The sequence below is a fragment of the Tardiphaga sp. OK245 genome (assembly GCF_900108575.1).
Taxonomy (GTDB): domain Bacteria; phylum Pseudomonadota; class Alphaproteobacteria; order Rhizobiales; family Xanthobacteraceae; genus Tardiphaga; species Tardiphaga robiniae.
Window position 1 is genome coordinate 529,099 of record NZ_FNWZ01000005.1, and the last position, 22,494, is coordinate 551,592.

General features: G+C 61.1%; 13 protein-coding genes. 4 read left to right on the forward strand and 9 right to left on the reverse strand.

Translation table 11 applies throughout. The features are described from left to right. Window positions 1-28: 28 nt before the first annotated feature. From BLW80_RS30880 to BLW80_RS25645, 4 genes are all read right to left on the reverse strand, one after another. Window positions 29-478 carry a hypothetical protein gene (locus BLW80_RS30880; RefSeq protein ID WP_244528440.1) on the reverse strand — a complete coding sequence of 150 codons (450 nt, stop codon included), beginning with the start codon at window positions 476-478 and terminating at the stop codon, window positions 29-31. A 124-nt stretch (window positions 479-602) separates the two neighbouring features. Continuing rightward, a complete protein-coding gene (locus tag BLW80_RS25635) occupies window positions 603-1,985 on the reverse strand; it encodes a sensor histidine kinase (protein ID WP_093760864.1) in 1,383 nt (460 codons plus the stop codon). After that, the gene (locus tag BLW80_RS25640; protein ID WP_093760866.1) at window positions 1,945-2,622 is read right to left on the reverse strand and encodes a response regulator transcription factor; all 678 of its coding nucleotides are present in this window, start codon (window positions 2,620-2,622) and stop codon (window positions 1,945-1,947) included. The genes BLW80_RS25635 and BLW80_RS25640 overlap by 41 nt, the downstream gene beginning before the upstream one ends. A 95-nt stretch (window positions 2,623-2,717) precedes the next feature. Further along, on the reverse strand, window positions 2,718-3,134 hold the full coding sequence (locus BLW80_RS25645) for a hypothetical protein (RefSeq protein WP_093760868.1): 417 nt from the start codon (window positions 3,132-3,134) through the stop codon (window positions 2,718-2,720). Window positions 3,135-3,497: 363 nt separating this feature from the next. On the opposite strand from BLW80_RS25645, the gene BLW80_RS25650 reads away from it, so the two are divergent. From BLW80_RS25650 to BLW80_RS25665, 4 genes are all read left to right on the forward strand, one after another. Further along, window positions 3,498-4,574 carry a type III polyketide synthase gene (locus BLW80_RS25650; RefSeq protein ID WP_093760870.1) on the forward strand — a complete coding sequence of 359 codons (1,077 nt, stop codon included), beginning with the start codon at window positions 3,498-3,500 and terminating at the stop codon, window positions 4,572-4,574. 112 nt (window positions 4,575-4,686) lie between these two features. Next, window positions 4,687-5,316: a methyltransferase domain-containing protein gene (locus BLW80_RS25655; protein WP_170849802.1), complete on the forward strand. Its 630-nt coding sequence runs from the start codon at window positions 4,687-4,689 to the stop codon at window positions 5,314-5,316. Continuing rightward, window positions 5,313-6,461: an NAD(P)/FAD-dependent oxidoreductase gene (locus tag BLW80_RS25660; RefSeq protein WP_093760874.1), complete on the forward strand. Its 1,149-nt coding sequence runs from the start codon at window positions 5,313-5,315 to the stop codon at window positions 6,459-6,461. The genes BLW80_RS25655 and BLW80_RS25660 overlap by 4 nt, the downstream gene beginning before the upstream one ends. Beyond that, window positions 6,458-7,996, forward strand: a complete 1,539-nt coding sequence (locus BLW80_RS25665) for a DHA2 family efflux MFS transporter permease subunit (RefSeq protein ID WP_349633253.1) — start codon at window positions 6,458-6,460, stop codon at window positions 7,994-7,996. Before BLW80_RS25660 ends, BLW80_RS25665 begins: the two co-directional genes overlap by 4 nt. 136 nt (window positions 7,997-8,132) lie before the next feature. On the opposite strand, the gene BLW80_RS31030 is transcribed toward BLW80_RS25665, so the two are convergent. The 5 genes from BLW80_RS31030 to BLW80_RS25685 form a co-directional block, all read right to left on the reverse strand. Beyond that, window positions 8,133-8,435: a DUF3551 domain-containing protein gene (locus BLW80_RS31030; protein WP_139285946.1), complete on the reverse strand. Its 303-nt coding sequence runs from the start codon at window positions 8,433-8,435 to the stop codon at window positions 8,133-8,135. A 991-nt stretch (window positions 8,436-9,426) separates the two neighbouring features. Further along, window positions 9,427-10,785: an HlyD family type I secretion periplasmic adaptor subunit gene (locus tag BLW80_RS25670; RefSeq protein ID WP_093760876.1), complete on the reverse strand. Its 1,359-nt coding sequence runs from the start codon at window positions 10,783-10,785 to the stop codon at window positions 9,427-9,429. Window positions 10,786-10,803: 18 nt separating this feature from the next. Next, window positions 10,804-13,146, reverse strand: a complete 2,343-nt coding sequence (locus tag BLW80_RS25675) for a cadherin-like domain-containing protein (RefSeq protein ID WP_093760878.1) — start codon at window positions 13,144-13,146, stop codon at window positions 10,804-10,806. After that, the gene (locus BLW80_RS25680; RefSeq protein ID WP_093760880.1) at window positions 13,143-14,918 is read right to left on the reverse strand and encodes a type I secretion system permease/ATPase; all 1,776 of its coding nucleotides are present in this window, start codon (window positions 14,916-14,918) and stop codon (window positions 13,143-13,145) included. The genes BLW80_RS25675 and BLW80_RS25680 overlap by 4 nt, the downstream gene beginning before the upstream one ends. 76 nt (window positions 14,919-14,994) lie before the next feature. Further along, window positions 14,995-22,353: a peroxidase family protein gene (locus tag BLW80_RS25685; RefSeq protein WP_093760882.1), complete on the reverse strand. Its 7,359-nt coding sequence runs from the start codon at window positions 22,351-22,353 to the stop codon at window positions 14,995-14,997. Between the last annotated feature and the right edge of the window lie 141 nt (window positions 22,354-22,494).

Consider the following 22,494-nt stretch of genomic DNA (forward strand, 5'->3'; position numbering starts at 1 on the left):
CGTCGGCGATGCCTTGCAGCACGGTTCGTCAGCTGCAGCCGGCGACCCAGGGATAATGGTTGGGATGCAGCGGGCCGTAAACATACGGACAGCCGTAGCCATAATCATCGTAGTAGCCCGGGAAGCCGAAGCCACGGCCGGTATGTCTGACGAGGTGATGCCCGGTAAAGGCGTGCGATCCGAAGCTGTCTCCTGCGAAACGCTGGCCGCCTAATCCGCCGAGATGTTCGCCGCCGATTCCACCCACATGACCGGCGGCGATGCCTGCCATATGGCCGCCGCCGACACCGGCTCCGAAGCCGCCCATGTGACCACCACCGAAGCCGCCGCCAAAGCCGCCCATATGGCCGCCACCGCCGCCGAAACCACCACCGTGCCCACCACCTCCTCCGCCGCCGCCGCGTGCATCAGCGGCGGTGGCCAGCAGGCTCAATGCCAGCGCAGCCGTTGCGAATACCTTGAATGTACGTCCTTTCATGATCTCATCCTTTCCATCGATGCCGCTGTTGCCGTGAACGTCCATCCGACGTCGAGGCAACAGCGTGATCTACGAAACATGGTGAGCGGACACGGCGAGACGATTAAAATGCCCTTTAGACAGATCACCTTTCCGGCAATGGACAGGCGATCTCCGCGACGCAGCCGGGACCGGTCGACAGCGTCAACCGGAATCCATGCAGCTCGACGATCGCGGAAACCAGGCTGAGGCCAAGACCGGTGCCAACAGTCCTGCGACTCTTGTCGGAGCGATAGAACCGCCGCAGCACTGCTTCACGCTCGTCTTCTCCAATGCCGGCTCCGGTGTCCGATATTCTGATAATGACATCGCTGGGCCCTCGCACGAGAGCCAGCTGGACGCTTCCATGGGGCGGCGTGAACTTCACCGCGTTATCCACCAGGTTGATGACGGCCTCCTGCAGCAGATCGCGATCGCATCGGACAATGGCATCGTCGTCGACATCGACGCGCAGGCTGACCTGCTTGTCTTCGGCGATCGGTTCGTAGAGGTCGCAGGCCTCACGCAGCAAACCCGCCAGCACGACGTCACCGAATCCTCTGCGGTCGCCATAATGTTCGATCTCTTGGATACGCAGCAGGCTGGTGATAATGGTAAGCACTTCGTCAACGCCAGCGATCGCGCGGTCGGCGACCGCCTGCAGGTCCGCGACCGTCGTGGCATTGGCGCGGCCGCGCTCGAGGCCAACGCGGACACGGGTCAGCGGCGTGCGCAGATCGTGCGCGATCTCGTTGCCGGTCCCTGCCATTTCGGTGACCAGCACCTCGATCTCGTCGAGCATACCGTTGGCGATGATGGCCAGCTTGTCGAAGGGGTGGTCGAGGTTGGCCGTCGGAAGTCGCTCGCGCAAGTCGGCATCGATAATGCGCCTGACCTGTGCATGGAGTTCATCGACACGACGCTGCACCCGCAGGCTGAGCACGCCACCGATCGCGAGGCTGAGGGCGCCCGCCACCGGCAGACCGAGCAGCAGGGCGCGGCCGATCGCCGCCGCCAATTCCTTGAGTTCGCCGCTATGGCGCGCGATGACCAACACTTGGCCGTCAGGCAAGCGACGACCGATGGCGCGCACGGACATCGATTCCGGCTTGTGCGGATCGATCCTGACCACCTGAGTCGCATGAATCTGCGCGTCGATCGCCAGTTGCGGCGGGATATCGCGCAGATTGCCGGCGATCCGTTTTCCGTCAGCTGTGAACAGACCGGCCAACCGGGTCCGGCGCGGATCGGACGCCAGGCGGTCCTCGATGGCGATGACCCTGCGCTCTGGCACGTCCGAAGCGATCGCCTCGCTCGCCTCCGCGATCGAAACGTCCATGTCGGCCCGCATCGAGCTGCCAGCCTCCCAGTACACGAAGGCTGAGAACAAGAGAATGCAGAGCGCGATCGCAATGGACGTCCACCGGAACGTCGTCGTGCGGACGAAATCAGGAAGGCGCACGAAGAATAAATCCTGCGCCGCGGACATTGTGGATCATTGGCGGATCGCCCGGCGTGTCTACCTTGTGCCGTAGCCGCCCCATATGGACATCGACAAGATTAGTGTCCGGGACGAATTTATAGTTCCAGACCTCCTCCAGCAGCATCGCCCGCGTCAGCAGCTGCTCGTTCCGCTGCATCATGTATTCGAGAAGGCGGAATTCCCGCGGCAGCAATTCGATCTCCCGCTCGCCACGTCGCGCGGTGCGCTCGATCAGGTCGAGTTCGAGCGGCCCCACCCGCAACATGGTTTCCCGCGTTTCGATCGGACGGCGTAACAGGGCCTCGATCCTCGCCACGAGTTCGACGATCGCAAAAGGCTTGGTCAGATAGTCATCGCCGCCCATACGTAATCCGCGGACGCGATCATCGACCGCTCCAAGCGCGCTCAAGATCAGTACGGGCGTGCGAATCTGGTCATGCCGCAGCGCCTCGACGATGGTGAGTCCGTCCATTCCCGGTAACATGCGATCGACGACCATCAAGTCCGGCTTGATGGAGCGGGCCTTGTCGAGTCCCTCGATGCCGCTCGCGGCGTGTTCGACCTCGAAGCCGCGCTGCGTCAGTTCGGCCACGAGTTCCTCGGCGGTCTCACTGTCGTCCTCGATCAGCAAAATCTTGGTCATCTGGAGTATCTCGGGCACCGTTTGATCTGAAGACACGATAAGGTGCGACCGCGCCGTAGCGTAACGTAAAACGTCGTCATTTTGTCGAAACTCGGTCATTTCGTCCATCCGATCGGTGCAAACCTGGCCGCTGCGACAGATACCGAGGATCCCGGGATCGGGTACGGCGTTGCTCCGGCGTCGGTATGCCGTGTCGCCATGATTTGCCGGGCCAGGCGGCGGAGCTTTTCCTCGTGTCCGTAGCAAAGCACGGCCTGCGCCATGTCGATTACGTCCGGTCCTCGCGATACCAGTTCTGCAAACACATCCTGATCCCTGTCCGCCATCGGCCGAAGATTGATATCAGCAACCATCTTGTCGGTCGCAGAACAGCTGTTGAGAGCGAACGGACTCGCTCCAATGAAAGCGGCCGCAGTGGCCGGGCGACGCTCAATCGCTGCCGATTGAAACGGCGGCGACTTGTGCGGCGGGCGCGCCACCGCAAATGCGGTTGCGGCAAGCAACAGCGACACCCCTAACGAGATCGCACCTTGTCGAACGAACGACGTCAGAATTCCAAGCATCGACCCACCTGCGAACGGCGCTTACTGATGCAGCAGCCATCGGAACGCGCCCAGCCAGACGGCGGACCCATGGCCACAACATCTTCGGAAGGCTTGTGTTCTTCAATTAAATACGAATTTAACTTGCGACGCAGTGACGTCCCATGCGCAACGATTGCCGGCCAGACACCTGCCATCGACCCCGCCGGCAGCGACCGAAGCAGAGCGTCGGTCCGTTCTTAAATCGCAATTTAATCGCTCCGCGGACTTTCTTTGCTATCTCGACCTTCATCGGCCGGCGCTCATACGGCGGAGGCATACGGAGGGATTCCCTTGCCAGCAGTTTATATCAATCGGGTCGCAACGGCTGTGCCGCCTTACGACGTTCATGATGCCTTTCGCCGCTTCGCACGGTCAACGCTCCATCTGGCCAACCCGCGTCAGGCGCGGCTGTTCGAACGCATGGCCGACAAGTCCGGTATCGAGCACCGCTTCTCGTGCCTTACGCCGAGCAATCGGCCAGAAGGCGACCATTTCGATGCCGGCGGCTTCTATGCCCGTAGTGATTTTCCCGATACGGCGACGCGGATGGAGCAATATGAGCGACACGCGCCCGAACTGGCGCAAGCCGCCGTCGATCGGCTGCATCTCGGAGCGGATCGTGACCGCATCACACACCTGATCGTCACCAGTTGCACAGGCTTCTCCGCGCCTGGCGTCGACATCGATCTCATCGCGCGTTGCGAGCTTCCGACGACGGTCGAACGCACCGTGATCGGCTTCATGGGTTGCTACGCCGCCATCAACGCGCTGAAGCTGGCCTATCACATCGTCCGCTCCGAGGCGTCGGCGCGCGTACTGGTGGTCAACCTCGAACTCTGTACGCTGCATCTCAAGGAAACCGCCGATCTCGAGCAGATGCTCTCGTTCCTGCTGTTCGCCGACGGGTGCGCGGCAAGCCTTGTGAGCGCCGAGCCGTCCGGCATCGCGCTCGACAGTTTCCGCGCAATGCTGGTCCCCGATACCCGCGATCTGATCACATGGAACATCCGCGATGCCGGCTTCGACATGGTGTTGTCGGGACGCGTTCCGGCCGTCATCCAGGACGGCCTACGGCGGAGCGCCGATGAGATATTGGCCGGAGCGCCCGCGGCGTCGATCGACCTGTGGGCAGTGCATCCCGGCGGCCGGAGCGTTCTCGACGCGGTGGAGCGAGCCTTCGCGCTGGCGCCGACCGCGCTGGCCGCGTCGCGCGACGTGCTGCGCCGTTATGGAAACATGTCGTCGGCGACGGTCATGTTCGTGATCGAGCGGCTGATGCGTTCGGACGTACGCGGCCGCAGCGGGTGCGCGATGTCGTTCGGGCCCGGACTGATCGCGGAAACCATGCTTTTTCGAACCGCGGCCTGACCTCATGAGCACATTCAGCACCACCCACGCTGCAGCGACGGACCTGTCGCAGCGAAGCACCGAAGCCGAATGGCTGGACAGTGCCGACGCAAGTCCAGAAGAGCTCGAACTTGTGCTGCGCGACCTTGCCCGCTTCAACGGCGCGATGCTCGGGCACCGAGCGGTGATTGCCTGGCTGGACGCCGCCATCCAGCGGATACCTGAAGGCACCGAGCTCACGCTCGTCGATGTCGGTTGCGGCTATGGCGACCTGCTGCGAGCGATCCGCAGCTGGGCCGCCGGGCGCGGCCGGCAGATCAAGCTGATCGGGCTCGATCTCAATCGCGAGACGGTCCGCATCGCGCAGTCGGCGACAGGCAACGATCTCAATATCGAATATCAGGTGATGGACATCTTCAATTTCATCCCACCCTCCCCCATCGACTTCGTCGTCAGCAGCTTGCTCACGCATCATATGTCCGACGAGATGATCGTGACGTTCCTGCGCTGGATGGAGAGGAACGCGCGGCGCGGCTGGATGATCTACGACCTGCAGCGCCACCGGGTGCCGTTCCATTTCATCGGCCTGATGGGCTGGCTGACGCGGCTGCATCCCATTGTCATTCACGACGGCCGGATCTCGGTTGCGAGAGCCCTTACCCGCGCGGAATGGACAGCACGGTTACGCGATGCCGGGATCCCGCCGCGCGCGGTGCGCCTGCGATGGTTCCTGTTCCGCTTCGTGATCGGACGTGTGCGATGATCCAGGTCGAGACAATCGTCATCGGCGGCGGGCCGGCCGGCAGCGCGGTGGCCTGCGGTCTGGCCGGTCATGGCCACGACGTCATGCTGATCGAGCGCACGGCGACCTCCCAGCACAAAGTGTGTGGCGAATTCCTCAGCGTCGAGACACAACTGCTGTTGCAACGGCTGGGCGTCGATCCGCTGGCGCTCGGCGCGGTGCCGGTCGATGAGGTGGCGCTGTATTCCTTGCGACGCAGCGTGACCTCGGCACTACCGTTTCACGGGCTGTCGCTGTCGCGCTATCGTCTCGACGCCGCGCTGCTGCGACACGCGCATTTCAGCGGCGCACGCCTGCATCGCGACGTGACGGTAAAAACGGCGAGACGCGATGGACCCGGCTGGCTGGTCGTGTGCGACAACGGCCATACGGTGAGTTGCCGGAACCTCGTACTGGCCACCGGTAAGCTGGGTCTGCGCGGCATCGACGACACGCGCGACGGCTCGCAGGTCGGGTTGAAAATGCACCTGCGGCCTAGTCCGGACATTCGCCGAGCGCTCGAGGGCCGGGTCGAGCTTTACTTTCTGGAGGCCAGTTATATCGGCCTCGAACTGGTCGAAGACGGTATCGCCAACCTCTGCATGGTGCTGCCGGGTGAAGCCATGAGCCAGTTCGGATCCGGCTGGCTTGCGCTGCGCAACCATGTGGCAGCGGCGCTTCCCGCACTGGCGGAGCGGCTGGCAGACGCCGAGCCGCTGTGGGACAAGCCGAAGGCCGTGGTCTGTCCCAGCGGCGGGCATCTTCATCGCGAGCGAAACGCTGCGGCCTATCGGGTCGGCGACCGTCTCGCCCACATCCCACCCTTCACCGGCGACGGCCTTGCCATCGCCCTTGGATCGGCCGCGCTGGCAGTCGCGCATATCCGGGAGGGCCTTTCACCTGATGTGTATCTGGCGGCCGCGCGAAAATTCACGGCCGGACCGATCCGGCTGGCGAGCATCGTCTCCTGCCTTGCCGGGCATCGCATCAGCCGAAACCTGATGTTCGCCGCGGCCACGCGCGGCCCGGGCCTGATCAGCTCGATCGTCCGCCGCACCCGGTTGACCCGCGCGATGGATAGCCTTGACCCTGCCGTGCTGCCTGCCCCACCGCTCGTGAGCCCATGACGACCCTGCGCACCGAACCGCCCCTCGCTGACACCCGCACATGGTTTGGCTTTGTCCTGATGTGTCTTGGGATGTTCATGGCGATCCTCGACATTCAGGTGGTCGCAACATCGCTGCCGACCATTCAGAATGCCCTCGCCATCTCCCCGGAGACGATGAGCTGGGTCCAGACCTCCTATTTGATCGCCGAGATCATAGCCATTCCCCTGACGGGCTGGCTGACGCATGTGCTCTCGATGCGCTGGCTCTTTGCCTCCGCCCTCGCGCTGTTCACGCTGGCGTCGATCGGCTGCGCCGCGAGCGGCACCTTCGCCGCCCTCGTGTCGTTTCGTGTGCTGCAGGGATTCGCGGGCGGCACGCTCATCCCAGCGGTGTTCGCCGCAGTCTTCCTGCTGTTCCCGCCGCGCAACCAAGGTATCGCCACGACGATCGCCGGCATCGTGGCGGTGCTGGCGCCGACGGTCGGCCCTGTGGTCGGCGGCTGGATCACGCAGACCTGGTCCTGGCACTGGCTGTTCCTGATCAATGTCGTTCCCGGGCTGATCGCTTGCGTTGTGACGCCTCCTCTGCTGCCCCGGCAACAGCTGAACTTTGGCGGCGTTGCGGAAATCGATTGGCGGTCGCTGCTTCTGATGGCGATGTCGCTGGCCACTCTGGAGATCGGACTAAAGCAGTCACCCCATGATGGCTGGGTGTCAGTCACCTGCACGGGTCTGTTTACAATCAGCGCGCTCTGCGGCGGCCTGTTCGTCCGACGCACATTGCGCGCTGCCCATCCTGTCGTGCAGCTTGGCCCGTTCCGAAACCGCTCATTCGCGATCGGATGCGCGTTGAGCTTTTGCCTGGGCGTGGGCCTGTACGGCTCGGTCTATCTCATCCCGGTTTTTCTGGCTTACGTCAGGGGTCACGACGCCCTGCAGATTGGTTCGACGATGCTGGTGACCGGCGCCGCGCAACTGGCGATGTCACCCATCGCCGTCGCGCTGGAACGGCGGCTCAATGCGCGCTGGCTGACCGCCGCAGGTTTTGCGGTGTTTGGTATCGGGCTCGCCCTCAGCATGTTTCAGACACGCGACACCGATTTCAACCAGATGTTCTGGCCACAGATCGTTCGCGGCATCGCTATCATGTTCTGCCTGTTGCCGCCGACCCGCTTGGCGTTGGGCTCGCTGCCGGAAGCGCAGGTGCCGGCAGCGAGCGGCCTGTTCAACCTGATGCGCAATCTGGGCGGCGCGATCGGCATCGCGCTGATTGACACCATCCTATACAGCCGCGCCCACATCTACGCCTCTGCGTTGCATATGCGGTTGTTATCGGGAGACCCCACGGCGGCAATGGCCATTGGCCTCGATCCCACATTGCTGACAAGCGGTCTCTCCGGCCCACCCACTCCTGCCATGGAAGCCCTGGTCCGGCCCATGATCGAAAAGACGGCCTTTGTCTGGAGTGTGAACGATGCTTGGGCGATGCTGGCAGCAACGGCGCTGCTTGCCGTGCTGCTGGTGCCGTTCGCATGGGGCAGGCGCGAGCGGTAGTTCGGCCCGGGCGAGCGGCGCTCCGCCGCTATCTCGAGAAGCGAAAGACACGTTCCACGGCGTGCCCTTCTTCAAGATGATCTCATTTCCCGCACAAGAGATTTTATCGACCGGGCCGTGCCACTCGCGAAGGCGCTCAGTACCGGGCACGCCACCCGTCAGGCGTTCGCTCATAACTACCGCGGAAATCGATGTTCTCCACACAGTTGGCGTGCATGTCGGCCGCGGCCTGCAGACATTCCCGATAATCATAGTAGCCGCAGATCTGCGGTGCGCCCCCTGGACCATTGGATGAGCCTGGCAACAGACAGAATGGCGACGCGTCACGGTGCAGTGGCGTAGCTTCGGCGGGTTGCGATCTCAGCGCTGCAAACGAAAGCGCGACGGCAATGGCAAAGGCCGCGGTGAGATACCTGGGTTGTCGATTGAAAATCATCATTCATCTCCATCTGCTGTGAACCTCAAATCGTGCCGCTCGTGATCCCGCAGTCGCGTCGATCGGAAAAGCGCGGTTGCAAAGCCTGCGAGACGGGCAGCCGAGGGCTACGTTTCCGAGATCATCGTGCGCTGGAAATGGAAGATTTTCTTCGCACAAGTCTCATACAGAAGAGATAGGAAATTCTATGTATTTCCCGAATAAATACGTGTTTAACTTTCGAACGCTCTCGGAGCGACCCCGATCGACGTTCGGAATGAAGGTCTGACTGACAGCGGGAAATCGACCTCTGGAATTTTCCGCAAGGTTTCAAAGAGGGTGCCATCATCTTCGGCACAAAGCAGCGATTCACGCTGAAAAAAGGTAACAAGTGCGGATGGAGATTCTGCACTTGATCAAGGCAGATCAGGTCGAAGCACTCCTTGCCCGTCACTTACTGACTCACGCCTTCCCCCGTGCAAACTTGAGGGTGTATCGAGGCAGGTCGGATCACACCTACATTTTCACACCACGGCGCGATGCTAACGGATATGAACGTGGTTGTTGTCCGAGAGGGCAGGAACTGGAAGGGCGCGCGATAGGTTTTGCGCTCGGAACGATAGGTTTGGAAAAGCATTTTATGACTCAGTCAAAGCCCTCGAAATTCATAACGGTAGCTCAAGAAGCCCGCGTGCGTTTGCTTTGCACCTAGCAATCGTTGGCAGTCTGCACTCGGGCCAATCGCAATCGGTGTCATTTGGCACTTCGCTGCCCCCGAATTTTCCGAAGGTCTGCTTTGCGCCACAAGCGACCAATTGCGAATAGGAGGTTTCACGCTTCCAAGAAGAACAATAGAAAAATCGATGGGCTAGTGGACGAGAGACGAGCTGAGATCGATCCTTTTCCGCGTTTCCATAGCAGCATCGCGTAACAGCGCATTAGATACAGCTAGCACTCCATTGATACTTCGCGCGTTTCCATTTGTTCGAGGGGATTGGCGCTGAGTGCCGATGCCTCACCGCTCTCTAAACGCGCGGTTCATTTGGTCGGCAAATGGCTTGACAAGGTATGACATTGCACTCCTCTCCTGCGTTGTCACAAAGACCTCCGCAGGCATTCCCGGAACTAGCCTGATCCCCTTTAACTGATTTAGCGCGTCCTCAGTTTTCAGCAAATGGACGTAGGCAATGTAATGCTCCTGGCCCGTTGTGGGGTCTCGCGAGGAAGCCGGCGAGACCATGCCCAACAAACCCTTCATTTCCGGCGTCGTGGTACGGTTAAATGCTGTAAGACGAACACGCGCGGCCTGCCCTTCACGAACCTGGTCAATGTCATTGGGCGAGATCTTGATTTCAAGTTTTAGCTCCGCGCTTTCCGGAACCACAGTGGCAATCCGCGCGGCTGGCGTAATGACGCCTCCAATTGTAAATGCCGAGAGTTCATTGATATAGCCAGTCACCGGCGATTTGATTTCTGTTCGCGATAACCGATCCTCGATCGCAAGCTTGCGCTCGCTCAGTTCTGAAATCCGGGCATCGACGGTACGCAGATCACGCTGAGCTTCGGTGCTCGCGTTTTGGTCGACAGCAATGACCTGCACCTTGATTTCGCTGGCGCGAACCTTCGCTCTGGCGATGCTGGCAGATATCTCGCCTCTTTCACCAAGTATTCTAGCCCAATCCCGATGAACCGAGTAGACGCGAGTATACTCAACGATCTTCTTTTCGAAGAGACCGTCCATCTTGTCACGCTCGGCGCCAACCAGCACTATCTCGTGTTCTTTGGCCGCAAGACGAGCCTCCATTCCTTTAATTTCCTCTCCAGTTTGGCTAATACTGAGCCCAAGTTGCTCCTTCTGACTATCCCGGCCGATCTTGTTGCCGGCAAATAATCGCGTTTCGCCATGAACTACGCTGTCGGCAGAGGCCGAAAGACGGAAGAGATCAGCGGGAAATTCGATGCCGTCCAAATTATCGCGCTCCGCGATCAAGCGAGCTTGCCGGCCCAATGCCTCGCCAAGTTGTGAGCGCACTATGAGCAACTCGGCCTTAATCTGAACGTCGTCTAGCGTCGCAAGTACTTGCCCTTCTTGGACAAGATCCCCTTGTCGGACCGCAAGCGACTTAACGATGCCGCCGTCCCGATGCTGCACCTCCTTGAGGTTTTGATCGACCTTTACAACCCCGGAAGCGACAATCGCGCCTTCTAAGAGGGCGAGTGCCGCCCAGCCTCCCAGTCCCGCGATCAAAGCTACAACAAGCGCCGAGCCAGCAACCATTCTGGGCCAAAGCCGGAAAGATTTTTCGTCCGTGACTGTGCCCTTAGAGCCAATTGAAGCTGCCGCAGAGAAATGATCTAGAGTCTGATGCTTCATAATTAATTCCACACTGAATCAGGTGATAGCTGTAGAAAATTGGAGATGGTGGTGTCCGAGCAATTCAATCGAGTAGAAGTCGTCAGCGTCAAGGCGATCATGAACGTCCACCAATGTGACATCGACGCCAGCGTCACGGTTCTCAAACCGAAAACGGATCGGGCGATTGTCAACCCCGCCAGATAGGTAAATGTCGTCGAATAAGTCGGCTACGGATTCGGCACCAACTTCTCCAAAATAACTAATTTCGTAGGTTGCGGCCACGATCCGATCGCCAACTGTGAAATCGGTAATCTTACGTACGGTCATGGCCGACTGATCGCCTTCGCCCCGCTGATAGAATTCAAAAGTGTCGTCGCCCGCTCCTCCGCTCATGGAGACATCACCTGCACCAGCGATAAGGCGATCGTCGCCCGACCCGCCGATAACCTCCTCGAAGTCAGCGATGAGATCCTCGCCCACGTCGGCCCCGCTTGCGGTGCCGCGCCTTAGATCAATCGTCACGCTCAGCGTGGCGGATGAATAATCCAAGGTATCGTGCCCATCACCGCCGCTGTAGTCGTCACTGGATGCATCAGCAGCGGCAACCACCCGATCAGATCCCTCGCCGGCATGAACCATATCGCGCCCTGCTCCGTCAGCGAGCAGATCATCGCCGGATCCGCCGTACAGCACGTCGTCTCCCGCGCCGCCATCCATCCAGACTGCCTCCAGCGCATCGGCGGAAATGCGGTCACTGCCTGATCCTCCGATAATTCTCTCAATGCTAGAGATCTCGTCGCTGCCCACGTCGATGCCGGTCACGTTCTTGGCCGTCAGGTCGGCCACAATGCCCGCTGCTGATGCGGAATAATCGAGCGTGTCGGATCCTGTCTCGCCTGCATAAATATCGTCGGCCGCGTCCGCTGCAGCGATCAGGTAGTCGTCGCCCGCACCGCCCCGAACCGCGTCGGATCCGCCACCATCGGAAAGAACATCGTTATCGCCTCCGCCCTCCAACAGGTCGTTGCCAGCTTCTGCGACAATAACATCGCGACCTGCCCCACCTGAGAGCTTGTCATTACCGGTGCCACCATAGAGTGTGTCGGTACCGTCACCTCCTTCGGCCTTATCGTCTCCTTCGCCCGCCAGCAGGAGATCGTTTCCTGCCCCGCCGAAGATGACATCATTGCCCTCATCGCCCATCAACGTGTCGTCGCCATCTTCGCCGAACAGCAAGTCGTTGCCCGATCCGCCGAACACGATGTCATTGCCGACGCCAGCGAACACGATGTCCTCCCCCGCCCCCGCATAGACGATATCGTTGCCAGAACCCGACACGATGTGGTCATCGCCAGCATCACCAGCGATGCGATCAGCCGCCTCGCGTGAATCAATATTGTCGTCGCCATCCCCGCCAAGAATGGTGTCGGCGCAATGCGTGCCGAGCAGGCTGTCGTCGCCCGTAGTACCTAAGATAGGGGGCGCTTCGACTATACTGAAATATGCGGTCTGAACAACGGACACCTGACCATCGCTAATCGTGTAGGTGAGCGTCACATCGCCAGTCATGGCACCGTTGCGGACGAATTCCCATTCGACGTCTGACGTCCGGGTGAGCGTTCCCGATGAGGACGACAAACCGACTACTGTGAGGGAATCTCCGTCTGCGTCCGAAGCTCCGGAGAGCAACCCCAGCAGCGGTATCAGGAACGTCTGACAACCGACCATGTCTTGTAGACGCACTGGTCCCGTTACCCGCGGGGCGCGGTTTCGGGCTTGATCCGCATCCGTCGGCCCGGGCTCAAGAGCAGGAGGCTTGTCGACCACACCAAGTCGCGGCAGCGGCTCAGGACTCTGGCCGCCACCTCCTCCTCCGCCTCCTCCGCCTCCTCCGCCTCCTCCTCCTCCGCCATTTCCCGGCAAAGACGGGCCAGGCGAGCGATGATCGGTCGCGGTCTTCATTTCGTCGGCGAATGAGCCTGTATCTACCCGAACCACCGCCGGTCTTACGGACTCCTTGGGATCCCGGCTCTCATTTACCGGAAATGCGGCATCCAATGGTGCAGAAATGCGAAGCGGGCTCACGCTGTCTGACGATTTCGCGAGAACCGGGGTGACGTCCTCGCTATCTGCGCTACCGATAACGGTGTCCTGCACGGGTGCGCCTTGCTCGGATGCGTCGTCTTCCCGCTCCTCCTTATCGTCCCGGGCTTCGAGCCGGATTGGCAAAAAGCTCTTTAGATATGCCGCGCATGCGGTAAGGAAGAGCAGAAAGGCAAGGGGGATGATGCTGCGCTTGCCATTCTGCTGCTCGACAAAATCCTCGCGCAACGTCTGCTTTGCATGCGCTTGCTGCGTGAGAGCCTTTACGGTGATCATGCTGGCCTCCGCGCCTCGACGTTGAATGCAGGTTCGTTCGGGACAGGGACAGCCTCGGAAGCTGAAGTTGCGGCCGGCCGCAAGCCCGGAGTCATGATGTCGTGCTTGTCGCCGAACGCGACCAGGCGTCCGTTCTGTACAATCGCGACCAGGCCGACCGCGACCAGCGCGCTCGGCCGATGGGCAATGACGATAGTGATCCCGCCGCGCGCACTGATACCCTCGATCGCCTTTGTCAGGGCCTCCTCACCTTCCCCATCCAGATTCGAATTGGGTTCGTCCATGATAACGATGAACGGATTGCCATAAAGCGCGCGCGCCAGAGCGACCCGCTGCCGCTGTCCCGCCGAGAGCGCCGCGCCCTGCGGCCCAAGCTCGGTGCGATAGCCGTCGGGCATCTTCACGATCATGTCGTGAACACCGGCGGCCCGGGCCGCGGCGACAACCTTGCGATAATCCGGGGCCGGCTCGAACCGGCAGATATTCTCCTCGATGGTGGCGTCCATCAGGCTGACTTCCTGTGGCAGATAGCCGATGTGCTGGCCGATTTCGTCCTCGCGCCATTGAGTGAGATCAGCGCCATCCAGCCGGACATTGCCGCGTAGCACGGGCCAGATGCCGGTCAGGGCTCGCACCAGGGTGGTCTTGCCACCGGCGCTGGGACCAATGATGCCGAGCGCCTGCCCGGCCTCGAGTTCAAAGCTGATATCGCTCAGGATTACCTGGCCCGAGCCTGGGACCGCAACCGTCGCTTTTTCAACGCTAAGACGCCGGCTCGGCACGGGAAGCTGCATCGGTTGATCGACGGACGCTAACGCCACCACCGTATCGCGAAGCCGCTGATAGGCCATCCGCGCGGCGATGAAGGACTTCCAGTTGCCAATCGCCAGGTCCACCGGCGCCAGGGCACGCGCAGACGCTACCGAACAGGCGATGATCGCACCTGCCGAGAGTTCGTTCTTGATCGTCAGATATGCACCGAGACCAAGCACCGCTGACTGCAACAGCATACGCAGCACCCGGGACACGGCGGCGAATGTGCCGGTGATATCGTTGGCCTTGGTTTGCAGTTCCAGATGTTCGCCGTTGGCGTCGTTGAAGCGCCCCACGGCGCGGCCGGCGAATCCCATCGCCTTGAGGACGTCTGCATTACGGGCGTTGCTGTCGGCGATCGTGTTGCGCACGATCGCCGCCTTGCGGGTGGAAAGGCTGAGCCGCTTTGTGAGAATTTCGCTGACAACCGTCAGAACTGTGAGCACGAAGGCGCCCGCGAAAGTCAGAGCACCCAATGACGGATGCAAGAAGTAGATGAACGCTAAGTAGATTGGCATCCATGGCAGATCAAACAGCGCCGCCGGTCCCTGACTTCCGAGGAAGCCACGCACCGTATCGACGTCGCGCCCGCGCTCAAGCGCCTCGGACGTCGAGAACCCGAATCGTGGCATATCGATCGCCACACGGTGCGCGAGCGGCGCCACTTTCTTGTCCAGCCGTGCGCCGACGCGCACCAGAACCTGGGAGCGGATCACGTCGAAGGCTCCCTGGAACAGATACAGGCCAATTGCCAGTGTCGAGAGCACCAAGAGCGTTGGAATGCTGCCGCTGGTGAGCGCCCGGTCGTAGATCTGCATCATGTAAAGCGACCCGGTCAGGGCCAGCACGTTGATCATCCCCGAGATCAGGAAGAGGAAGATAACGATGCCGCGGAAGCCGCGTGTCAGCTCGGCGAGGTTCCGCCGCTTGCCTGGCGTCAGTTCTTTGGACTTGGCCATGCCTATGCGTCCTGATTGGGGAATTGGAGAGAAGACAGGCAGGCAGGCGGCGCGGGGCGCCGCCTGCCTGTTGGTCTCAGAGACCGACGTTCGTGGCAGTCAGGTTATGGTGACCTGCAACCTCGAACTTGAAGTCCGCATCGGTATTCCCGTCGATGTTACCCTGGACGACGGTGAACTCGCCGTCTTCGCGCGTCTCGAAGGTCACCGCGAGTTGGCCCGCCGCGGTGAAGGCGGCGCCGCCGACCAGCGTGAAGCTCTGGTCGCCCGCCGCGCCGATGCTTGCGTCGATGGCCGTCAGATCGAGCCGGTCACCGGGTTCGAAGCCGAGAATGGTGTCGCCCTCGGCGGCCGAAGCCGAAGTGAACCTGAACGTGTCGCCACCAGCTCCGCCATGCATCACGTTGACTACATTGCTCGCGGTGATGGTGTCGCTGCCGGACCCGGTATTGACGTTCTCAATGCCCCAGATGGTGTCGTTGCCCGTCTGGGAACTGGACGCCGTTCCGTTCGACATGGGCCCGGATCCCAGGTTGACCGTAACGTTCACGGTCGCCGCGGACATGTCGAGCGTGTCGATGCCGTTGCCGCCGTCACTGTCGTCGCCGAAGTAGACGTCGTTGCCGTCGCCGATCTCGGCCACGATCAGATCGTTGCCGGCACCGCCGAACACGGAGTCATCTCCTGCACCGGCATTGATGAAATCGTTGCCTGCCTCGCCCAGGATGCGATCCGCACCTGCATCACCGTAGATCATGTCGGCATGGCCACCACCGAACACCTGGTCGTCACCACTGCCGGCGAAGATGACATCCCTGCCGTCACCACCATTGACGAAATCCGCTCCGGCGCCTGCCGAAATCGCATCGGCTCCAGCGTGCCCCATCACGACATCGTCTCCGTCGAAAGCGACGATGTTGTCGTCCTGTACCGTTCCGACCAGTACGTCGGCCTGAGCCGTTCCGGCTCGAACACCACCGGTTCCTGAACCGGCAGCATCGGTGTCATCGTCGTCCTCACAGTCATCATCGCTATCGTCGTTGCCAGCCGTATCGTCGTCATCCTCGTCATCGTCGTCGTCATGGTCGCCGAACTGCGGGAGGCCATCCGGACTGGTGAAGGAGATGCTCTGGCTGGCGCTCGTCATCGTCGTCACGCCATTCGCATCGGTCGTGACCTCGTAATCGCCTGGAACTGCCCCTTCCGGCAGCCGGATCACGTCCTGCGGCCGCAACGTCCCGATGATAGTATCGTTACCGCCGTTCGAGCGGAACACGATGCGGTGCGCCGAGGTCAGGGCCGAGATATCGACAGTATCATCACCGGAATTGCCGTCGATGGTGATGGTGCTGAAGTTCAGGCTCGTGAACGGCGCATTGAAATTGCCGATGACCTGGATCGTGTCGCCGTTACTCGTACCTCCATCCGGAGTTGTCGGATTGTTGCCGTTGTTGATAGTGGTATTGAGCGTATTGACCGAGATCTCCTCGATATTGTCGAGTTCAGCAATGACCGTCGTCGTGCCGGCGACCGTGCGAGTAATGATGATCTCGCTATTGGCTCCGGTTACCTGGACCCCAGCTGCCAGGGCTGCTGCCCTGGCATAGATTATGAAAGTCTCGGCAGTGCCGTCTCGTCCGTTCACCACGAAGGTGTCGGTTGCACCGGCCTCGCCGTTGACCATGTCGAAGCCGTCGGTATCGCCCGCCGCGTTGGCATTCCAGTTGATGGTGTCGTTACCGGTGCCGGCGAGGATGGTGTCGTTACCGGTGCCGCCGCTAACCGTGTCGCCGCCGTCGCCGGCATTGATGTGGTCATTGCCGGCACCGCCGGTAATCGCATTGACGGCGGTGTTGCCGACGATGATGTCGTTAGCTCCGGTGCCGGTGATGTTGGCCGTGGTAACGCGGTTGATCGTCACCGTGGCCGGGTCGGTCAAAGTCCCGTCGCTGCTGGTGTAGGTGAAGGAGCCGCCGGCTGTCGCATCATCGGAGAGGGTGATAACCCCCGCCCCCAGTGCCGGTCCAGCTGCAAGGCCGGTGGCACCGCCCACTGCAGTGATAGTGATCGGGGAACCCTCGGGGTCCGTATCGTTGGCGAGCAGGGCTGCCTGCAAAATGGAGAACGAGGTGTTGGCGGCCACGTTGGTGATGACCGTGTCGTTATTGGCGGCCGGTGCGTCGTTCGTGGCGGTAACATTCACTGTCGTCGTGGCGACCGCGCTGTCGAGCAGGCCGTCATTGACAGTGACTTGTAGGGTGCGTGCGCCAACGGTCGGATTCTCCGAGTTGTTGGAGTAGCGGACCTGCCCGATCGCTGTCTGGTAGTTGGCGAGCGAGGTGCTGCCAATCAGGGTCAAGGTGATCTGACCGGCAACGCTGGTGTCGACCGCCGATGTGATGCCGCCTGGCAGCCCACCAAGTACCGTCAGCAGATCGCCTGCACTGGCATTTGTGAGAATGACACGGGCCGAGGCCATGGTCGCGCCGTCATCGGTGATCCGAGAACCAGCGGCGATTGCGACGGCCGCGCCATTTTCTACGTAGTTCGTCACATAGTTGTTGCCTGGAGTGCCGGGCGTAGTGGTGGTCGTGGTGGTTGTGGTCGCGATGTTGAAGTTGTTGATCAGGACATATTCGCCGGCGCTGATCGCACTGGAGACGAACCGGATCGCCGAATTCGGACCTGCACCAATGAGATTCAGAGCAACGCTGAACGTATCCGCGCCGTCGCCTCCTCCTGAGGTTTCGTTGATCGTCGTCAGGACCGTGAAACTTCCAGGCGCAAACGATCCGGACTGAGAGTATTGAACTACAATGGACTCGCCGGCATCGATGCTGCTGGTGCCGTTGTTCCGATCGTAATCGAATGAAAGCGTGGCGGTCGTCACGCCGCTGAGATTGACAGTGCGCGTGATCTGCGCACCGTCGCCGGCGGTGAAGCGCAGCTCGTTGGTTCCATTGTCGAGCTGAATCTGGCCGCCGGTGACCACATTGCCGGTCGTGGTATCGTTGGTCTCGACCCAGGGTGCCCCGCCCCAAGCTACGCTGCCGTTGCTGTTGTTATGAGCAGCGGTATCGAACGTGTCGCGATAGGCTTGCGCAACTGTCGTGGTTGTCGTGGTGATGACGTCGCCGTTGAGATCCAGCGTCGGGGCCAGCAGCGAGATGTCCTGGTCGGTAAAGTCCAAGACCTCGATGTTACGCAGCGTGTCCGTACCGTCGGTCGCCAGACCCCCGGTATGGGCTACGGTAATGGTGCCATTGGGATTGAAGGTGATGTCATATTCGGCCCGTGCGCCGGAGAACACGGCCGTGTCGACGTCTGCAACACCGTTGCTGTCGACAGTCTCGCCATTGGCTTCCTGCGTGGTGCTGTTCCGGATCGTGCGGACGATACCCAGCTGGCCCGGATTGATGGTGCCATTGAACATGCTGGCTGCAAGGGTGGTCATGGAATTATGCAGCGCGATCGGTATGCCCGCATGCTCGGTATCACCGGGTGCGAAAACGCCGATCTGCACGTCGAGCCATTTGTCGCCGTCGATGATGTCGTCGCCTTCCTGGCCGGTGATACGGTCGCTGCCGTCGCCGCCAAGAATGATGTCGCCGGCGCTATACTCAGTGACGCCAGCGCCCAGAACCGCCTGCAGACCGGCAATCAAGGCGATGCCTTCGGCGTCGAGTGCACTGCCCTGGTAGCCTTCGGTACCCCCCTGGAGAGTGGGGAGGCGATCGGCGGCGAGTAGGTTGGTGCCGGTCAGCACGTCATTGAACCGCGTGCCCGACAGGCCTTCGACCGACTCATACTCGTCGAGCGCAGCATTCTGGGGCAGCGTCGGGGCCTCGTCGAATATGATCGGGATCGACAGGTCGGCGTTCACGAAGTTCGGATTGTCCTTGTAGGTTGCCCAGTCGAAGCCGGACATGCCCACCATCTTGCCGCGGCCGGCGCTACCGACGAAAATTTCGTCGCCGCCCTCGCCGATGAACTCGTCGAACCCGCCATCGCCCAGGAATACATCGTGCCCGTCAATGGTGTCGTGCGAGAAGATCTCGTCGAAGTTATCGCCCGGCGCGCCGTCGAAGGTCCCGGTTTCGATCCAGTCATTGCCCTCGTTGCCGAGAATGCGCTCAGCGTTCTTGTTGCCGTAGATAAAGTCGTTGCCGGTTCCGGCGAAGACCTCCGAGCCCATGTCGGTGCCCAGGAAGATGAAGTCCTGACCGTCATTGCCCATGACGAGATCAAGGCCGGGTCCGGCATGTACCACGTCGTTGCCGGCACCGGCCTTGATGTTGTCGTCGCCGCCGCTATCCTTGATGATGTCATCGCCATCGCCACCGTTGATGATGTCGTTGCCGAAGCCACCTTCGAGCTTGTCGTTACCACCGTCGCCGAACAGCGTGTCGTCACCGATACCGGCAATCAAGGTGTCCGCAAGCTCAGTGCCGCCGAGAACCACGTGTTCGCCGCCGGTGTAGCGCAGGTAGTTTGTGTCTGTGCCGGGGGTCGTCGGGTCGTTACGGACCACCAGGGGTGTCAGGATGCCGCCGCCCACCGGATCGGTGCTCTCAAGTATCCCATCGCCGTTTAGGTCGTTGAACTGGCGGGTTGGATTCACTTCCAGGATAAGACCGGGAGTGGAGAACACATCCGACGGCAGGTGAGTTGCGTCGGTATTGCGCATGATCATCGCAGCGAAGGAGTTGTTCTCCATTTCACCGAACAGATGCAGACCATCAAGGCGCTGCAGGTAATAGAACCGGTCGCCACTCTGCAGGTTCTCCATTTGGACTTCGAAGACGAAGTTGAAGGTGGAGCCAAGCATGCCACCGAAGGGCATGATCGCTTCCGCAAGGCCGCCAATCCAGAGGTCGACGTTGTTGAGACCGCCAAGCGCTCCGGCTGCGCCATAGGCGCCCAGACCGTTGAGGAAGTCAGACGCGTCTGCTGGAACCGCAAGGCCGCCGACAGAGAGACCGCTGATGATGGTCAGCGCCGCGTCGCGCTTGCCCTCAAGCGTCGTCTGGCTCGTGATCAGCGCATGGGTGCCGTAGGATGCGATGAAGTTGATAATGGAGGCTTCGTTCTTGAGATGGCCGGCGAAATCGACCCAGCTCTCATAGGGCTTGAGCAGGGAGTCTTCGTTGGTTGCCTCGTAGAACTGCCGCCGAGCCTCGTTCAGCGTGGGCACGCCGGTGTCCCGGCCACGGGCCAGGTTGATGGTCGCGAGATCGAGCGGCAGGCCCAGCAGGTTGTTGCGCAATGCGCTGGTGACGAACTCGTCGATCTGGTTGCCGGCCTGTCGCGTCATGCCGCGGATGATGGCACCCGCCGCGATGTCGGCATTGACGGTCCCGGTGGTGCCGTTGTTCATGAACTGCAGCGGATTGAGGAAACCTTCAATCAGGCCGATATGGTCTGAGTTGAAGTTCGGGTCGAAGCGATCAATCGTCTCGGTCAGCATCGAGTGGCCGAAGCGATAGACCACATGCGCGAACTCGGCGACGATCGAGGGGTCGAGTGTGACATCGTAGCCGTCGGGAACCAGGAACACGTTGATATTGGGCTGGATCTTGCGGGCGAACTCCTCGAACACCAGATGCTGATACTGCATCTCGGTGCCGAACTTGGCCGCCTGGAACAGGCGTTCGCCATCCCAAATGAGGCCCGCCGCGCTAGCCGGCACAGCCGCCACGTCATTGATCAGCCATTCGTTCAGGAATGCCACCGCCTCCGCCTGCGATGCGCCTCCGTCGAGCATCGCTGTAGCGTCCGCCAATACGACGGCCTTGGTGTGTTCGGCGAGCCGGTTATGCTCGGAATGGAAGACGTGATGGACGGCGGTCAAGCCGATGTTCTCGTTGGCGCGGCCGTCACCGGCGACGAAATGCGCGTCGAGGAGTTCGTTGTCGTATGAACCGTCTTCGGCTGGCCCGTTCTCCGGGTTGCCCAACCCGATTGTGATGTCGCCATCCTGGAGACCCGTCGGAACTGCATTGTGCGCGATGTCGGCAAGGAAGGCGTGACCGGTCCGGACCGCCAGATGGACTAGGTCAGGCAACGCATCGGCGTCCGGGCCATCCGCCACAAAATTCACGAGGCTCAACGGGGCGCCAGGGGTGCCTGAAGCCAAGAACTGTGGCGGCCCCGCCATCACGACCTGCGGGAAACCCGTAACAGGATCCGGGATGAAGTTGCCGTATGCGTCGGTTGCAAGCAGAGGCAGATTGCCGACATGAGCATCGACCAGTTCGATTCCGAGGATGTTGCGTGCCTGCGCCTTCAGGTCGGCCCAGGTCGCCATACCACCATTGACGCCCTCGATGAGTCGGCCGGTTGCGACCGGCTCACCAGCGGCGTTAAGCTCATATTCCCGCAAGAACACCTGATGTGACGGGTGCGAGGTATAGGTCTGGTTCTGGTCAACGAAGGAGGTGGTGGTGTTGACGGGACGGTCGGTATCGTCCGCGGTTCCCATCACGCCATCGGCGCCAGGTCCCGCCAAGGTGGCGCGAGTCAGCACCATGAAATTGGTCGTTCCACCGGGAACGTATAGCGGATCGTCCGGCATCAGCGGGATGAATACGGTGCCGTTGCCGCCTTTGGCGACGAGGTCGAGCCCGTGATCGAAGAACTGGCCGAAGAGTGTGAACCATGAGTTGAAGGGTGCAGACAGGCCCTCGTCCGGGGCCGTGTTGGTGATCTTGACGTTGGCACCTTCGAGCTCGATGCCGTTCGTGCTGAGCATCGCCATAAGGTCATCATCAACAGCGTCCAGAGCCGTCTGTGCGGCTAAGAGGTTCGCTGCGGTGACTGCGGCCGCATCTATAAGAGCTTGATTGCCTGGGCTGGCGGACAATGCGGCCTGCGCTTCCGCATCCGCCCGTTCGGCGTCGGACACAGCCTTGAACTCGTCAGCGAGCGGCGCGTACGCGGCCGAAATCTGCGCCGTGACAGTCATCTGGTCGGCCGGCGCCACTATCCCGGCACGCTGCAGCCCGGTCAAAATGGCCGACGGGTTGCCCAGCGTCTGATCCACGATCAGGTTGGAGATCGTTCGGACATAGGGATCGAACACATCGCCGGGACCGGCAGTTCCGGGGCCGTCATTATCGACACCCGGCGTATAGGTGACGGGCACCATCGGCGCGGGCCCCGGCCCGTCGGGATCGACCATGATGGTGCGGAATTGGGTGCCCAGCCCCTCGGGAAATTCATTGTCAGCAGCACCCAGCTGCGGGTTCAGCAAGTTGTTGTATGTCCCGTCGACCGTGCGCAGGCCCCAACTAAGATTGTAGGTCGGTATGGACCCGGTCGGTCCGAACAGGGGTTTGCCCTGAGCGCCGCCCGTCCGTTCGAACAACGCATGGTCCTCAGCGATCTTGATCTGCGCGAGGATGAAATCGAGATCGCTTCTGATGTACGAGACCATAGTGCTCTCCTGTTGCTAGAGCCATGCCGTCATTGGCCACGGGTCTGGCCATTTTTCTGACGGTCGAGATGCTCTACAAGTTGCACCTGCTCCGGCTTCGAAGAAACTGAGAAAGGTCTGAGCGTCGCTAAGTCAAAGGTC

What these genes read in the sequence shown, in the direction of transcription:
- BLW80_RS25640 (WP_093760866.1), bottom strand. Translation starts at nt 2,622, where the DNA reads ATGACCAAGATTTTGCTGATCGAGGACGACAGTGAGACCGCCGAGGAA.
- BLW80_RS25660 (WP_093760874.1), top strand. Translation starts at nt 5,313, where the DNA reads ATGATCCAGGTCGAGACAATCGTCATCGGCGGCGGGCCGGCCGGCAGC.
- BLW80_RS30880 (WP_244528440.1), bottom strand. Translation starts at nt 478, where the DNA reads ATGAAAGGACGTACATTCAAGGTATTCGCAACGGCTGCGCTGGCATTG.
- BLW80_RS25670 (WP_093760876.1), bottom strand. Translation starts at nt 10,785, where the DNA reads ATGAAGCATCAGACTCTAGATCATTTCTCTGCGGCAGCTTCAATTGGC.
- BLW80_RS31030 (WP_139285946.1), bottom strand. Translation starts at nt 8,435, where the DNA reads ATGATGATTTTCAATCGACAACCCAGGTATCTCACCGCGGCCTTTGCC.
- BLW80_RS25685 (WP_093760882.1), bottom strand. Translation starts at nt 22,353, where the DNA reads ATGGTCTCGTACATCAGAAGCGATCTCGATTTCATCCTCGCGCAGATC.
- BLW80_RS25635 (WP_093760864.1), bottom strand. Translation starts at nt 1,985, where the DNA reads ATGTCCGCGGCGCAGGATTTATTCTTCGTGCGCCTTCCTGATTTCGTC.
- BLW80_RS25665 (WP_349633253.1), top strand. Translation starts at nt 6,458, where the DNA reads ATGACGACCCTGCGCACCGAACCGCCCCTCGCTGACACCCGCACATGG.
- BLW80_RS25675 (WP_093760878.1), bottom strand. Translation starts at nt 13,146, where the DNA reads ATGATCACCGTAAAGGCTCTCACGCAGCAAGCGCATGCAAAGCAGACG.
- BLW80_RS25680 (WP_093760880.1), bottom strand. Translation starts at nt 14,918, where the DNA reads ATGGCCAAGTCCAAAGAACTGACGCCAGGCAAGCGGCGGAACCTCGCC.